This is a genomic window from Agrobacterium sp. LAD9 (assembly GCF_003031125.1).
Lineage (GTDB): Bacteria > Pseudomonadota > Alphaproteobacteria > Rhizobiales > Rhizobiaceae > Agrobacterium > Agrobacterium radiobacter.
On sequence record NZ_PHGS01000028.1, the window covers coordinates 88,003 to 103,048 of the forward strand.

At 59.7% G+C, this 15,046-nt stretch carries 14 protein-coding genes; 5 read left to right on the forward strand and 9 right to left on the reverse strand.

All coding sequences use genetic code 11. The features are described 5' to 3' along the window. Positions 1-8: 8 nt before the first annotated feature. The 5 genes from hisF to hisB are packed head-to-tail and all read right to left on the reverse strand — an operon-like array spanning position 9 to position 3,292. Positions 9-785: an imidazole glycerol phosphate synthase subunit HisF gene (gene hisF / locus DA915_RS25735; RefSeq protein WP_003505384.1), complete on the reverse strand. Its 777-nt coding sequence runs from the start codon at positions 783-785 to the stop codon at positions 9-11. Continuing rightward, complete coding sequence (gene hisA, locus DA915_RS25740) at positions 782-1,525, reverse strand: 1-(5-phosphoribosyl)-5-[(5-phosphoribosylamino)methylideneamino]imidazole-4-carboxamide isomerase (RefSeq protein WP_003505385.1); 744 nt, start codon at positions 1,523-1,525, stop codon at positions 782-784. The genes hisF and hisA overlap by 4 nt, the downstream gene beginning before the upstream one ends. A 1-nt stretch (position 1,526) precedes the next feature. After that, positions 1,527-2,177 carry an imidazole glycerol phosphate synthase subunit HisH gene (hisH, locus tag DA915_RS25745; RefSeq protein ID WP_003505386.1) on the reverse strand — a complete coding sequence of 217 codons (651 nt, stop codon included), beginning with the start codon at positions 2,175-2,177 and terminating at the stop codon, positions 1,527-1,529. 1 nt (position 2,178) lies between these two features. Further along, on the reverse strand, positions 2,179-2,673 hold the full coding sequence (locus tag DA915_RS25750; protein ID WP_107677707.1) for a DUF2628 domain-containing protein: 495 nt from the start codon (positions 2,671-2,673) through the stop codon (positions 2,179-2,181). Between the two features lie 22 nt (positions 2,674-2,695). Further along, positions 2,696-3,292 carry an imidazoleglycerol-phosphate dehydratase HisB gene (hisB, locus tag DA915_RS25755; protein WP_003505388.1) on the reverse strand — a complete coding sequence of 199 codons (597 nt, stop codon included), beginning with the start codon at positions 3,290-3,292 and terminating at the stop codon, positions 2,696-2,698. Between the two features lie 201 nt (positions 3,293-3,493). On the opposite strand from hisB, the gene hslV reads away from it, so the two are divergent. The 4 genes from hslV to DA915_RS25775 all read left to right on the forward strand — a co-directional run bounded on the left by hslV (position 3,494) and on the right by DA915_RS25775 (position 8,854). Further along, positions 3,494-4,018, forward strand: coding sequence for an ATP-dependent protease subunit HslV (gene hslV / locus DA915_RS25760; protein WP_003505389.1), 525 nt, complete (start codon positions 3,494-3,496; stop codon positions 4,016-4,018). Between the two features lie 75 nt (positions 4,019-4,093). Beyond that, positions 4,094-5,401: an ATP-dependent protease ATPase subunit HslU gene (gene hslU / locus DA915_RS25765; protein WP_003505390.1), complete on the forward strand. Its 1,308-nt coding sequence runs from the start codon at positions 4,094-4,096 to the stop codon at positions 5,399-5,401. 199 nt (positions 5,402-5,600) lie between these two features. Continuing rightward, positions 5,601-6,566 carry a DUF1402 family protein gene (locus tag DA915_RS25770; protein WP_107677708.1) on the forward strand — a complete coding sequence of 322 codons (966 nt, stop codon included), beginning with the start codon at positions 5,601-5,603 and terminating at the stop codon, positions 6,564-6,566. Positions 6,567-6,685: 119 nt separating this feature from the next. After that, on the forward strand, positions 6,686-8,854 hold the full coding sequence (locus tag DA915_RS25775; protein ID WP_192886664.1) for a malate synthase G: 2,169 nt from the start codon (positions 6,686-6,688) through the stop codon (positions 8,852-8,854). A 78-nt stretch (positions 8,855-8,932) separates the two neighbouring features. Here DA915_RS25775 and DA915_RS25780 read toward each other — a convergent pair whose 3' ends face one another. Beyond that, positions 8,933-9,646: a L,D-transpeptidase gene (locus tag DA915_RS25780; protein WP_003505393.1), complete on the reverse strand. Its 714-nt coding sequence runs from the start codon at positions 9,644-9,646 to the stop codon at positions 8,933-8,935. Positions 9,647-9,829: 183 nt separating this feature from the next. Here DA915_RS25780 and DA915_RS25785 point away from each other — a divergent pair, with 183 nt between their 5' ends. Next, the gene (locus tag DA915_RS25785) at positions 9,830-10,315 is read left to right on the forward strand and encodes an MmcB family DNA repair protein (protein WP_107677716.1); all 486 of its coding nucleotides are present in this window, start codon (positions 9,830-9,832) and stop codon (positions 10,313-10,315) included. Positions 10,316-10,321: 6 nt separating this feature from the next. Here DA915_RS25785 and DA915_RS25790 read toward each other — a convergent pair whose 3' ends face one another. The 3 genes from DA915_RS25790 to hrpB form a co-directional block, all read right to left on the reverse strand. Further along, positions 10,322-10,909, reverse strand: a complete 588-nt coding sequence (locus DA915_RS25790; protein WP_003505397.1) for an ActR/PrrA/RegA family redox response regulator transcription factor — start codon at positions 10,907-10,909, stop codon at positions 10,322-10,324. A 73-nt stretch (positions 10,910-10,982) separates the two neighbouring features. After that, complete coding sequence (actS, locus tag DA915_RS25795; RefSeq protein WP_077998710.1) at positions 10,983-12,290, reverse strand: two-component system sensor histidine kinase ActS; 1,308 nt, start codon at positions 12,288-12,290, stop codon at positions 10,983-10,985. Between the two features lie 29 nt (positions 12,291-12,319). After that, complete coding sequence (gene hrpB / locus DA915_RS25800) at positions 12,320-14,806, reverse strand: ATP-dependent helicase HrpB (protein WP_107677710.1); 2,487 nt, start codon at positions 14,804-14,806, stop codon at positions 12,320-12,322. Positions 14,807-15,046 lie beyond the last annotated feature (240 nt).

Below are 15,046 nucleotides of genomic sequence, written 5' to 3' on the forward strand. Positions count from 1 at the left end.
TCCTGCAATCAGTCGAGACGCATGGCGATGCCATGCTCGGCCATGTAGCTCTTGGCTTCACCGATCGAATAGGTGCCGAAATGGAAGATGGAGGCAGCAAGTACCGCAGTTGCATGGCCATCGCGAACGCCAGCCACCAGATCATCCAGTGTTCCTACGCCGCCCGAGGCGATGACGGGCACGCGAACCTGATCGGCAATGCTGCGCGTCAGGCCGATATCATATCCGCTTTTGGTGCCGTCGCGGTCCATCGAGGTGACGAGCAATTCACCCGCGCCGCGTTCGACCATTTTGATGGCGAATTCCACGGCGTCGATCCCGGTCGGCTGGCGTCCGCCATGGGTGAAGATTTCCCAGCGGCCGGCTTCCCCATCCTTCGAAACGCGCTTGGCGTCGATGGAAACGACGATGCACTGGTTGCCGAACTTGTCGGCCGCCTGCGCCACGAAGTCAGGATCCTTCACCGCCGCAGAATTGATGGAAACCTTGTCCGCGCCGCAAAGGAGCAGCTTGCGGATGTCAGCAACGGCGCGGACCCCGCCGCCGACGGTCAGCGGCATGAAGCAATGATCGGCGGTGCGCGAGACGACATCGAAGATCGTATCGCGATTGTCCGAGGAGGCGGTGATGTCGAGAAAGCAGAGCTCGTCCGCTCCTGCCGCGTCATAGGCTTTCGCCGCTTCGACGGGGTCACCGGCATCGATCAGGTCGACGAAGTTCACGCCCTTGACGACGCGGCCGTCTTTGACATCAAGGCAGGGAATAACACGGGCTTTGAGGGTCATGCGCGTACCTCCTTCGCGGCCTTGATGAGGGCAAGCGCCTCGGCAGGGTCGATGCGCCCATCATAAAGCGCGCGGCCTGAAATCGCACCCTCGAGCTTTGCGGCATCCGGCTGCAACATGCGTTTGATGTCTTCGATGGAGGCAAGGCCGCCGGAGGCGATGACCGGGATGGAGACGGCATCCGCCAGTTCCAGCGTCGAGGCCCAGTTGATGCCGGCCAGAATGCCGTCACGATCGATATCGGTATAGATGATGGCGGCCACACCTGCGCCTTCAAAGCGTTTGGCCAGTTCGATGACGCCGAGTTCGGACGCTTCCGCCCAGCCTTCCACGGCAACCTTGCCACCCTTGGCATCGATGCCGACGGCGACCTGGCCGGGGAAACGCTTGCAGGCTTCCAGAACGAGAACCGGATCGCGCACTGCCACGGTGCCGAGAATGACGCGCGCAAGCCCACGGCTCAGCCACGCTTCAATATGATCGAGCGTGCGGATGCCACCGCCGAGCTGCACCGGGTTTTTCGTCGCTTTCAGAATCGCGTCGACCGCCTCGCCATTGACGGTCTGGCCGGCAAAGGCACCGTTGAGATCAACCACATGCAGCCATTCGAAGCCTTGATCCTCGAAGGCCTTCGCCTGTGCGCCGGGGTCCTCGTTGTAGACGGTGGCCTGGTCCATATCGCCGAGTTTCAGGCGAACGCACTGGCCGTCTTTGAGATCGATTGCGGGAAAAAGAATCATGTCAGGGCTTCCAGCGCAGGAAATTGGAAATCAGGGCAAGGCCGAGCGTCTGGCTTTTTTCCGGATGGAACTGCGCGCCCGCCATATTGTCGCGACCGACGAAAGCCGTCATCGCGCCACCGTAGTTGGTGGTGGCGATGACATCCGTCGAGTGCTTTGCCGACAGATGATAGGAATGCACGAAATAGGCGTGCAACCCATCCGCTCCGGTCTTGATGCCGTCGAAAAGCGGGTGAGCGTGGCGGATTTCCAGCGTGTTCCAGCCGATCTGCGGGATTTTGAGGCTGGGGTCGGACGGCGTCATTTCCACGACGTCACCCTCAATCCAGCCGAGCCCGGTACTGACAGTCTTTTCGAGCCCGCGCGAGGACATCAGCTGCATGCCGACGCAGATGCCGAGGAAGGGGTGCGCTTTTTTCTCGACGGCTTCGATGAGCGCCTCATGCATGCCGGGAACGGCTTCGAGACCCGCGCGGCAATCCGCATAGGCACCAACGCCCGGCAGGACGATGCGGTCTGCCGAGGCGACGTGATCCGGCTTGTCGGTCAGGTCGATGGTTGCATTGATGCCGGCTTCGCGGGCGGCACGCTCGAAAGCTTTGGTGGCCGAACGCAGATTGCCCGAACCGTAGTCGATGATCGCGACACGCATGTCAGCGCCTTCCATTCAAGTCGAAAAGAAACGATCCTGCGGGATCGTTGACGAAGTTTTTGTCGCCTCTATTTTGCGGCGAAGGAGACCAGACCGGCTGGGACAGCTGTTCCGCCGTTTCGGCGGTTTCGGAGAGACCGGAGAAATATATGTCTTCGGCGCTCGAAAGATCAGGGGCGGAAACGACTGACGCCAGCTTCCAGCCTTTGCGGATCAGGTGCCGGACGAGAAAATCGCGTCCCTCCAGCGCCGTGATGAGCCCGATGGCGAAACCGCAGAGAAGTCCAACCGGTTCGAATCCGGCTAATATCGATACCCGTCCGGCCAGAAGGAGCGCGATGATAACCACCGCCGTTGCCAGCCACAGGCGATTGATGGCGAGCCAAAGCCAGGGCGCAATCAGGGCCAGCCAGACGAAACGGTCGGCAATGAAGCGGGTCGTCTTGTGGTCCCTGTCCGGCCCGTTGGGGGCTTCCAGAACGAGATAGCTTGTCATGGGCTTCCTGACAGCTTTGGCGTCAGGCCAGCATGCCCTTTGTCGAGGGAACGCGGCCTGCCTGCCGGGGGTCGATCTCGGTTGCCGTGCGAAGAACGCGGGCAACGGCCTTAAAGCATGTTTCGGCGATATGATGGTTGTTGGCGCCGTAATGGTTCAGGATATGCAGCGTGATGCCGGCATTCTGGGCGAGCGCCTGAAAGAACTCGCGCACCAGCTCGGTATCGAAGGTGCCGATCTTCGGTGCGGAAAAATTGACGTTCCAGACGAGGAAGGGCCGGCCGGAAATATCGACGGCGGCTTTGGTCATCGTCTCGTCCATGGCAAGATCGAGCGAGGCATAACGGGTAATGCCGCGCCGGTCGCCCAGCGCCTTGGCAATCGCCTGGCCGATGGCAATACCGGTATCTTCCACGGTGTGGTGGTCATCGATGTGCAGGTCGCCCTTGACCTCGATCTCCATGTCGATCAGCGAATGGCGGCTGAGCTGGTCCAGCATATGGTCGAAAAATCCCACGCCGGTGGAAATTGTCGACTTGCCGGTGCCGTCGATATCCACGCGCACCGAAACCGCGGTTTCGTTGGTGTTGCGGATAATCTCGCCTTTACGTTCTGCCATTTTTGGCCGCTCCGTGAAAATGTTGCCGTTCCTTATCAGCACGGGACACAAATATCCAGTTGTTCCATCGTCTTGCATGACATGCGGAAAACGGTGCGTCGCCGCGAAGATTGCAATCGCGAAAAGCAAACTTACATAGAACCCGAGAAGGGCCGTATCCGGCCCGTTAACCCCAGGCCCGGCAGGGCAGACAGGTGTTTGATGACAACAATTATTACAGTCAGAAAGGGCGGCAAGGTCGTCATGGCTGGCGATGGCCAGGTGAGCCTTGGCCAGACGGTTATGAAGGGCAATGCCCGCAAGGTTCGCCGCATCGGCAAAGGTGAAGTGATTGCCGGTTTTGCCGGCGCGACGGCGGATGCCTTCACGCTACTCGACCGTCTTGAGAAGAAACTCGAGCAATATCCGGGGCAGCTCATGCGCGCAGCCGTCGAGCTTGCGAAGGACTGGCGCACGGATAAATATCTGCGCAACCTCGAAGCAATGATGCTGGTGGCCGATAAAACCACCACGCTTGCCATCACCGGTAATGGCGATGTGCTGGAACCGGAACACGGCGCGATCGCCATCGGTTCCGGCGGCAACTACGCCTTTGCGGCGGCCCGCGCCATGATGGACACGGACAAGTCGGCCGAAGAGGTGGCGCGCCAGTCGCTCGATATTGCGGCCGATATCTGCGTTTATACCAACCACAACCTCGTCGTCGAAACCCTCGACGCTGAGTAAGCTCAATTTCTCACCAATGGGTCCTGTGGGCCGGGCCTGGATGGCCGGCCGTAGCAGGAAAGCCGAGAGGATAGAATGACAACTTTTTCTCCCCGGGAAATCGTCTCGGAACTCGACCGCTTCATCATCGGCCAGCATGAGGCCAAACGTGCGGTCGCAATCGCGCTGCGCAATCGCTGGCGCCGCCAGCAGCTCGATGAGAGCCTGCGCGATGAAGTCATGCCCAAGAATATTCTGATGATCGGACCGACTGGTGTCGGCAAGACCGAAATTTCGCGCCGCCTCGCCAAGCTTGCAGGTGCCCCCTTCATCAAGGTCGAAGCCACGAAGTTCACCGAAGTCGGCTATGTCGGACGCGATGTCGAACAGATCATTCGCGATCTGGTCGAGATCGGCATTGGCCTCGTGCGTGAAAAGAAGCGCGCCGAAGTGCAGGCCAAGGCGCATCAGAGCGCCGAAGAACGGGTGCTTGACGCGCTGGTTGGTGCAACCGCATCGCCTGGCACGCGTGAAAGCTTCCGCAAGAAGCTGCGTGACGGCGAGCTGGACGACAAGGAAATCGACATCGAGGTGGCGGATAGCGGCTCGGGCATGCCCGGTTTCGAAATTCCCGGCATGCCGGGCGCCAATATCGGCGTTCTCAACCTGTCGGAAATGTTCGGCAAGGCCATGGGCGGACGCACCAAGAAGGTGCGCACGACAGTGTCCAAATCCTATGCCGATCTCATCCGCGATGAATCCGACAAGCTGCTCGACAATGAAATGATCCAGCGTGAGGCGGTGAAGTCGGTCGAAAATGACGGCATCGTCTTCCTTGATGAGATCGACAAGATCGCCGCCCGCGACGGTGGCATGGGCGCCGGTGTCTCGCGTGAAGGCGTCCAGCGCGACCTGCTGCCGCTGGTCGAAGGCACCACGGTTTCGACGAAGTACGGCCCTGTCAAAACCGACCATGTCCTGTTCATCGCATCGGGTGCGTTCCATGTGGCGAAGCCTTCGGACCTCCTGCCCGAACTTCAGGGCCGCCTGCCGATCCGCGTCGAGCTGAAGCCGCTGACGAAGGAGGATTTCCGCCGTATCCTGACGGAAACGGAAGCAAGCCTCATCCGCCAGTACAAGGCGCTGATGGCGACGGAGGAACTGGATCTCGATTTCACCGATGATGCGATTGACGCTCTGGCCGATGTGGCCGTTCATCTCAATTCGTCGGTCGAGAACATCGGTGCGCGCCGTCTGCAGACGGTGATGGAGCGTGTTCTGGACGAGATTTCCTTCAACGCGCCGGATCGCGGCGGTTCTGCTATCAAGATCGACCAGGAATATGTCAAAAAACATGTCGGCGATCTTGCCGCCGACACGGATTTGTCGCGCTATATTCTCTGAAGACTTCGGGGATCCGAGAAAGAAGAGTGCGGCCATATTTGCCGCACTCTTTTATTTTATCCGCCTTGTCTCGCATTCAGCCCGCATTTTGTTTATGGGAAGGGCTGCATTCCGGTTGGAACCGCTTTAGTGGAATGATCCGGTTTTCCCAGCGTATTTCGCTGGCGGAAACCGCAGGCTTGAGAAAAGGCATTCGCTCGTGCGCAAAACTCTTCTGGCATTTGCCGCTGCTTTGGCGGTCACCGTCACCGCGTCTTCTTACGTCGAAGCCGCGACGGTCGTTCCGCCGGGCAATCGCAATGCCGAACAGCCGGGTGTTCCCGGCGCTTCCGCAAAAAGAACCAAGGCGTCCAACACGTCTTTCGAGCGCAAATACCAGAAGGTCATCGAGCTTTTGTCCTCCGACAAGGCCCTGATCGCCAAGATCAAGTCGACGGCCGGGCGCTACGGCATCGATCCGATCCATATGATCGGCGCGATCGTCGGCGAACATACCTATAATGTCGACGCTTATGACCGGCTGCAGTCCTATTACGTCAAGGCCGCCTCCTATGCCGGCGGCAGCTTCCGTTTCGGCTACAAGGACGAAACCATCGCGCAGTTTCTGACGCATTCGCAATTTGCCAAATGCCAGTCGAAAAAGGATTCCTACAGCCTCTGGAATTGCCGTGAAGATGTCTGGGACGACAGTTTCCGTGGCAAGACCGTCGATGGCGTGGCCTATCCGAACAACCGTTTCAGCGCCGTATTCTTCCAGCCCTTTTATGCCGGCCAGACCTTTGGCCTCGGCCAGATCAACCCGCTGACGGCGCTGATGTTGTCCGACATGGTGTCGAGAACCTCCGGTTACGAGAAGCTGGATGAAAACGATGCCACAGCGGTCTATACGGCGATCATGGACCCGGACCGGTCACTCGCCTTCATGGCCGCCTCCATCCGCAAGTCTATCGATGATTACCGGTCGATTGCCGACATGGATATTTCGAAAAATCCGGGTGTGACCTCCACACTTTATAATGTCGGCGGGTCGCAGCAGCGTGCTGCCGCCCTTGCCCAGAAGAACCGCCAGCGCGTCTCAGGCGGGGAACAGCCGCTGTTACCGGAAGAAAACTACTACGGCTGGCTGGTGAACGACCGCCTCAAGGATCTGCAGGCGCTTTTGTAGAAAAAGACGACTATCGGCTCCATTGTTTCCAAAACGGAAATAATATTTGGCTGCCTGCCGCAATTGACGAGCGCCCGTCTCCGCGTCCAATCTGTATCTCCAGAATAGAGGAGGCGCATGTGAGCCGCACGAATAAATTCGGTCTTTCCATCGATGACAGGCTTTATGCCTTTCTGACTGACGACGTCCTGCCGGGCACAGGTCTGGACAGTGAGGCGTTCTTCGAAGGTTTTTCGACCATTGTTCACGAGCTTTCTCCGAAGAACCGTGAATTGCTGGCAAAGCGCGACGCCCTGCAGGAAAAACTGGATGGCTGGTATCGGCAGAATGGCGCTCCGGTAGATTTTGCTGCCTATGAGGGATTTCTGAAGGAAATCGGCTATCTGCTGCCGGAAGGCCCCGGCTTCAAGGTGGAAACCAGCAACGTCGACCCTGAAATTGCTGCCGTTGCCGGTCCGCAGCTCGTCGTTCCGGTTATGAATGCACGTTATGCACTGAATGCCGCGAATGCCCGCTGGGGTTCGCTTTACGACGCGCTTTACGGAACGGATGCCATTTCCGATGCAGACGGTGCGGAAAAGGGCAGGGGCTATAACCCCGGGCGCGGCGAGAAGGTCATCGCCTGGGCTCGAAACTTCCTCGATGAATCCGCGCCGCTGGAAACGGGAAGCTGGTCCGATGTGACCGGTTTCGAGATCGAGGATGGCCTGTTGCAGCTTGCCATCGGCGACGCCAAGACTGGCCTCAAGGATGCAGCCCAGTTCAAGGGTTTCAGCGGCGAAGCGGCAAGGCCTGCAACGATCCTTCTTGGCAAGAACGGTCTGCACACCGAGATTGTCATCGATCCCACGACCGAAATCGGCAAGAGCGACAAGGCGGGCATCTCCGATGTCATTCTTGAATCGGCGCTGACGACCATTATGGATTGCGAGGATTCGGTTGCCGCCGTCGATGCCGAGGACAAGGTGCTGGTTTATGGCAACTGGCTTGGCCTGATGCGTGGCGACCTGACGGAAGAGGTTTCCAAGGGCGGCAAGACCTTCACCCGCAGCCTTAATCCGGATCGCTACTACACGGCTCCCAATGGTGCGGCGCTGACGCTGCCGGGCCGTTCCCTGATGCTGGTGCGCAATGTCGGTCATCTCATGACCAATCCGGCAATCCTCGACAGGGACGGCCGCGAGGTGCCGGAGGGCATCATGGATGCCGTCGTCACGGCGCTGATCGCTCTTTATGATGTCGGTCCGTCCGGGCGTCGTCAGAATTCCCGCGCCTGCTCGATGTATGTGGTCAAGCCGAAGATGCACGGGCCGGAGGAAGTGGCCTTCGCCAACGAAATCTTCAGCCGGGTCGAAAAGCTTGTCGGCATGGCGCCGAACACCATGAAAATGGGCATCATGGATGAAGAGCGTCGTACCACGATCAACCTCAAGGAAAGCATTCGCGCCGCGAAGGATCGCGTCGTTTTCATCAATACGGGCTTCCTCGACCGCACCGGCGACGAAATCCACACCTCGATGGAAGCGGGTCCGATGATCCGCAAGGGCGACATGAAGCAGGCGGCGTGGATCGCCGCTTACGAGAACTGGAACGTTGATATCGGGCTGGAATGCGGCCTTTCCGGCCATGCGCAGATCGGCAAGGGCATGTGGGCCATGCCGGATCTGATGGCGGCGATGCTGGAGCAGAAGATCGCGCATCCGAAGGCCGGCGCCAACACGGCCTGGGTGCCGTCGCCGACCGCAGCGACGCTGCATGCCACGCATTATCACAAGGTCGATGTCGCCGCCGTTCAGGAAGGACTGAAAAGCCGCGGCCGCGCGAAGCTTTCCGATATCCTGTCCGTGCCGGTCGCGCCGCGTCCCAACTGGACGCCGGAAAAAATCCAGCGTGAACTCGATAATAATGCGCAGGGTATTCTCGGCTATGTCGTGCGCTGGGTCGATCAGGGCGTCGGCTGCTCCAAGGTGCCTGATATCAACAATATCGGGCTGATGGAGGACCGCGCCACGCTGCGCATCTCCGCGCAGCATATGGCGAACTGGCTGCGCCATGGCGTGGTGACAGAGGAACAGATCGTCGAGACCATGAAGCGCATGGCCGCCGTGGTCGATACGCAGAATGCCGACGATCCGGCCTATCTGCCGATGGCATCCGATTTCGACGGATCGGTGGCATTTCAGGCGGCTGTCGAACTGGTGCTGAAGGGCCGCGAACAGCCGAATGGTTACACCGAACCGGTTCTGCACCGTCGTCGTCTGGAACTGAAGGCCAAACAGGCGGCCTGACACCGTCAGCAGTCCTGAGAAACAAAAAAGCCGCCGGGGGAAATCCACGGCGGCTTTTTCTTGTCCGGTATCTGATCTTTACTGGATCACGACGACTTTCGTGCTGCGGCCGGGGCGGACGCGGCTGTAAAGGTCGATGACGTCCTGGTTGATCATGCGGATGCAGCCGGAAGAGGCGGCGGTGCCGATCGAGGCCCATTCGGGCGAACCATGGATGCGGAACAGCGTGTCCTGTCCCTTTTCGTTGAAGAGATACATGGCGCGCGCGCCGAGCGGGTTGGAAAGGCCCGGTCCCATGCCGGCCTCGACATATTTGGCCACTTCCGGCTTACGGTCCGCCATTTCCTTCGGCGGATGCCACATCGGCCATTCCTGCTTCCAGGCGACATAGGCTTCACCGGCCCAGGCGAAACCCGCCTTGCCGACGCCGATGCCGTAACGAACCGCACGGTTGCCGGAGAGGATGTAATAGAGGTAACGCTCGCGCGTGTTGACGATGATGGTGCCGGCGCGTTCGGATGTCTGGAATTCGACAATCTGACGGCGATACTTCTCGTTGACACGGTTGATCGGAATGGCCGGCAGCGCATAGCCCGCATCGGTCACGGCACCGTAAACATCGTTGAAGATCTGGACCGTTTCGACCTTCGCCGGAACGGGGTCAGCAACCGGAACAGACGCTGCGATCTTGCCGGAGGTCGGAGCGGAGGATTGGGAGGTAGTTTCGGCGCAGCCGGCCAGAGCCAGTGCTGCCGTCAGACCGAGTAAGGTCAATGGGGTGCGGATGCGCATGTCGTTCTCGCGGAAAATTCGCCAAATTGTGCGAAGGAGTAGGCTTAATTGGATAAATCGGTTATTTTCCATTCAGCCGCTCTTGGCAAGCCGTTGCGCCGCCGCGAGACGGTTGTGCCTTTAAAATTGCCGGTTGATTGCCTTTTTGCAACAATAGGCCAAACGCTTCAGCAGCCTTTATCCATGACTATTCTTTCCGTTACCAACAATAATCCGTTAATCGACGGCCGCCAGTCGGACAAGGCGATGCTGGTGCGTCGCGGCGTTCAGGTGCTTCTGCACGAAATGCGCCATTCGGTGCTGCCGGAGCTGCCGCTTGCAAGCGGGCGACGGGCCGATCTCATCAGTCTGTCGGTCAAGGGTGAAATCTGGATCATCGAAATCAAATCCTCCATCGAGGATTTCCGTGTCGATCGCAAATGGCCGGAATATCGCCTGCATTGCGATCGGCTGTTCTTCGCCACCCACCCGGAGGTTCCGACCGACATATTCCCGGAGGAATGCGGGCTGATCCTCTCGGATGGATATGGTGCCCATATGCTGCGCGATGCGCCGGAACATAAAATGCCGCCGGCGACCCGCAAATCGGTGATGCTGGATTTCTCGAGAACCGCCGCGACCCGGTTGATGCTGGCAGAATGGACAACCGGGCGCAGCTTTGGCGAATAAGTATCGTTACTTTGGGGCGCGTTTCGCGAGAATGCGCTGCAAGGTGCGCCGATGCATATTGAGCCGGCGTGCCGTTTCCGAAACGTTGCGCTCGCACATTTCATAAACGCGCTGAATATGCTCCCACCGAACCCGGTCTGCCGACATGGGGTTTTCGGGAACTTCGGTCTTTTCACCCTTGCGCTGCGTCAGCGCATTGAAGACATCGTCCGCATCGGCGGGTTTGGCCAGATAGTCCAGCGCTCCGAGTTTTACGGCGGTAACGGCGGTTGCAATATTGCCATAGCCGGTCAGAACGACGATCTGCGTATCGTCCCGGTTCTGCCTGATCGCCTCGATGACTTCCAGACCATTGCCATCCGCAAGCCTCAGATCGACCACCGCATACTTCGGCGGCGCAGCCCTGGAACGGGCTATACCGTCACTCACCGTCTCGGCCGTATCGACGGCAAAGCCGCGTGTTTCCATTGCCCGGGCAAGCCGGCGCAAAAACGGGCCGTCATCATCGACGATCAGCAGCGATCTGTCGGGCCCGATCGGATCGCCGTCGTCCGTTGGCGCGCCGGTGGAGTTGTTCTGGTCTTCTGTCTTCATGTTTGCGGCCTTCCGGCAACTTCGTCGGCTTTGTTTTCTTCTTCTTATCGCCGCTTCAACGTGGATGGTAAAGTCAACGGTTTCTTTTATCGTCCATAAGCGCTCGAGGCCAGACGATTGTGACCCTTGCTCCCTTTTCGCTTGTGCCGCGATTTTCAAAGGTGACACTGGCGCCGGAGCGCTCCAGCAGAGTCTTGGCGATGAAAAGCCCGAGCCCGAGCCCACCCGCCCTTGTGTCGTTGTGACGTTCGGTCACATAGGGCTCGCCGATACGGGCAAGCACGTCATGGGCATAACCCGGCCCGTCGTCTTCAATGATGACGGCGACGTTCTGCTGATCGTAATCCACCGTTACGGTGACCTTTTCCCGCGCATAATCCACGCCGTTTTCAATGAGGTTGCCGAGACCGTAGATGATGCCGGCATTGCGGATACCGACCGGTTCGTCGGCGCGATTGCTCTTTTCAACGAGTTCGAGGCGGATGCCGAATTCCCGGTGCGGGGCCATCACCTCCTCGATCAGCGAAGAGAGCGGCAGGCGGCGCATATGTTCTTCATTGTCGGTGGAAAGCGATGTGAGCCGGCGCAGAATGTCACGGCATCTTTCGCTCTGGCTGCGCAGCAGCGCTATATCTTCACCAAATTTTTCGTCATGCCCAAGTTCCCGCTCCATCTCCTTCGCGACGACGCTGATTGTTGCGAGCGGCGTGCCCAGCTCATGTGCTGCTGCTGCTGCCAACCCATCCAGCTGTGAAAGATGTTTTTCCCGCTCCAGCACCAGTTCTGTTGCAGCCAGCGCATCCGCCAGCTGGTTTGCCTCATGCGAAACGCGATAGGCGTAAAATGCCGCAAACGAGGTCGTGGCGATGATCGCGACCCAGGTACCGACATGCAGCAGAAGCTGGATCGGCAAAACCTCGCCGGGATACCACGGAACCGGAAAGGGAGAAAAAGCGATCGCTGTCGAGCAAATGACGGCAAAGGCGAGAAGAATAAGCGAGTGCCGAAGCGGCTGGGAGGCAAACGCGATAATGACCTGCACGCAGATCAGCGGCGCGAACGGATTGGAGAGACCACCCGTGATGTAGATAAGCGCCGTCAATTGCAGCAGGTCGAAGGCCAGCAGCAACGTCGCTTCCCAGGGCTCCAGACGATAGGTGGAGGGAAAACGCGCAGTGAGAAACAGGTTGGCGAGCGCCAGTGCCGCGATCAAGAGGCCGCAGGCCAGAAGCGGCAGGGGAAAATTGAGCCCGAAGGCGACAAGCAGGATTGTCGCCGTCTGTCCGGCGACCGCCAGCCAGCGCAGCCAGACAATGGTCTGCAGCCTTATCCTGCGGCTGGCGCGGCCAAGCCTCGTGGTTTCGATCGAATGGCCAGCCACTTTCGTCTCCTTTACCCTATTCATCGTCATCACGTTCCGCGCGGTTTTGCACGGCTGGTCGGCAGGGCCGATGCCGGGTCCTCAGGCCATGGATGGCGTGGATAACGCCCGCGCATATCCGCCCGCACGTCCTTCCAGGATCCCGCCCAGAAACCGGGAAGATCGCGTGTCGTCTGTATCGGCCTGTGTGCCGGCGAGGTCAATTCCAGGAGCAGCGGCAACCGCCCCTGCGCAATAGACGGGTGGGCTCTCAGCCCGAAAAGCTCCTGCACACGAATGGAAAGCGTCGGTTCGCTGGCATCGTAACGGATGGGGTGCCGCTGGCCCGTCGGCGCTTCGAAATGCGTGGGTGCCAGCCTGCCGAGGTCGCGCCCCACCTCATGCGGCACCAGAGACAGAATCCCGTCGGAAAGGCTGCCGGGCCGGATGTCCTGCAGGCTGCGGGCGCCGTTCTGAAAAGGGACGAACCATTCGTCCAGCCTCGAAAGCAAGGCCTCGTCGCTGACATCAGGCCAGGGGTCGCCGATGCTGGCGTTCAGAAAGCCGATCCTGTCGCGTAGCTGCAGCGTCTCTTTCGAAAAAGGAAGAATGTCGATGCCGAATTCCCTGATACCATTGGCAAGCGCCTGGGCCGCCTGTTCACCCTCGGGGCGGGGCAGGGGTGTTTCGTCGAGGATGATGGCACCAAGCCGCGTCACCCTTCGCGCACGCGTCTGGCCGCTCGCCTTGTCGAAAAGCAGCTGGTCCTGCTGAACGATGAGGTGCGGCATCCGCTCTTCTATATCGATCCTTTCTATGCCCGCCGCTGCAAGGATGCGCGGTTGCGCCGCCCGTCCGGTAATATCGGCCACGACAAGCATTTTGCTCGCCGCCAGACGCTCGGTCTCGGCAAGCTCCCCGCCCCGTCCATTGGCCATCACATAACGTCCGCGCGCGCCACGCTGGAGCGCGATCCTGTCCGGATAGGCGTGCAGTAGCAGCGGACCGGCCTCACTCGGCAATTCGGCTGTCGCGGTTTTATCGCCGATCGCATCGAACAGCCTCGATGCCAGCTTGCGCGCCGCCAGCGCCCTTTCGCTCCTGTCGGAAAGAAAGCGTCGCAGCCGTTCATCGAGATCGATGTCGTTTCCGCCGAGCCCCTGTTCCGTCAACATGACGGCGAGCATCGCCGCCTTTTTCCCCGCACCCTCGCTTGCCGCCGCAATCACCATGGCTGCCAGCCGCGGCGGCAGCGAAAGGCCGCGCATCAGACGACCGCGCTGCGTCAGTGCGCCGCCTTTGTCGAGCGCGCCCAGATTTTTGAGAAGCGCCACCGATTCTTTAAGTGCGGCTTCGGGGGGCATATCCAGAAAAGCAAGAGAAGACGGGTCCTGAACCCCCCAATGGGCGAGATCGAGCGCAAGGCCGGCGAGATCGCTCGCCAGAATTTGCGGTGGCGTAAAGGCGTTGAGCGCCGCCGTTTGTCCCTGATGCCACAGGCGGATCGCAACACCGGGTTCCGTTCGCCCGGCGCGCCCCGCCCGCTGGTCGGCGGAAGCGCGCGACACCCGCACCGTTTCGAGCCTCGTGATTCCCGTTGCCGGCTCGAAGACGGGCAGTCGCTGTAATCCGCTGTCGATCACCACACGCACGCCATCGATCGTAATGGATGTTTCGGCAATCGAGGTGGCCAGCACGATCTTGCGCCGTCCGGCCGGCGCCGGCTTTATCGCTGCATCCTGCTCCTTCTGCGAAAGGTTTCCGTAAAGGGGGATGATATCCGTATCACCGGGAAAACGCCCCTCCAGCCGCGCGGCCGTTCGGGTAATTTCCGCCTGTCCCGGCAGAAAAGCGAGGATGGAGCCGGTTTCCGACCCATGGGCTTCGGTAATCGCCTTGGTGACTTTTTCTTCAACCGGTACGCCCTGCCAACGATCCTCATAGCGGACGTCGATCGGAAACGTCCGCCCAAGGCTCTGAATGACCGGGGCATCTGCCATGAGCGCGCTGATGCGTTCGACATCGAGAGTGGCGGACATGACGAGGATTCGCAGATCGTCTCGCAACCCACTCTGCACGTCCAGTGCAAGCGCCAGTCCGAAATCGCCGTCGAGCGAACGTTCATGAAACTCGTCGAAAATCACAGTCGAAACGCCGGCAAGTTCGGGATCGTCCAGAACCATCCGGGCAAACACGCCTTCGGTCACCACCTCTATCCGGGTTTTCGAGGAGATGCGATTGTCGAGCCGCATGCGGTAGCCGACAGTTTGCCCGACTTCCTCGTGAAGCAGCTCGGCCATGCGCCCGGCCGCGGCCCGGGCGGCAAGCCGGCGCGGTTCGAGAAGAATGATCTTGCCGTCACCCCGCCAGTCCTGCTGCAAAAGATGAAGCGGCACCAGCGTCGTTTTACCCGCGCCCGGAGGGGCTGAAAGAACTGCGCGCTTCGCCCCGGCCAGGGCCTCGGCGATATCGCCCAGAACGGCACTGACGGGAAGTTCGGGCAATTCAGTCTTTAAAGGGACGGGCGTTCGGGTCATGCAAACAGGCCTGCGGCGATTGGGTGGTGTCAGCGTCTTATATGCCGTTTCTAATGCACGACCCTGCGCTTTGACAGCCGTATGTAAGGATAAGGCAAATGCTCCGCCGGCAAAATTGCGGTTCCTGGCGCGCTATTTGCAATGACGCATGGAGGGGAGACATCCGGCCTGTGGTGAAACGTCTGAAGATTCCGCCCCTTTTCCCCCATTTCCGTTGCGCACCACGAAACTATGTAGTGA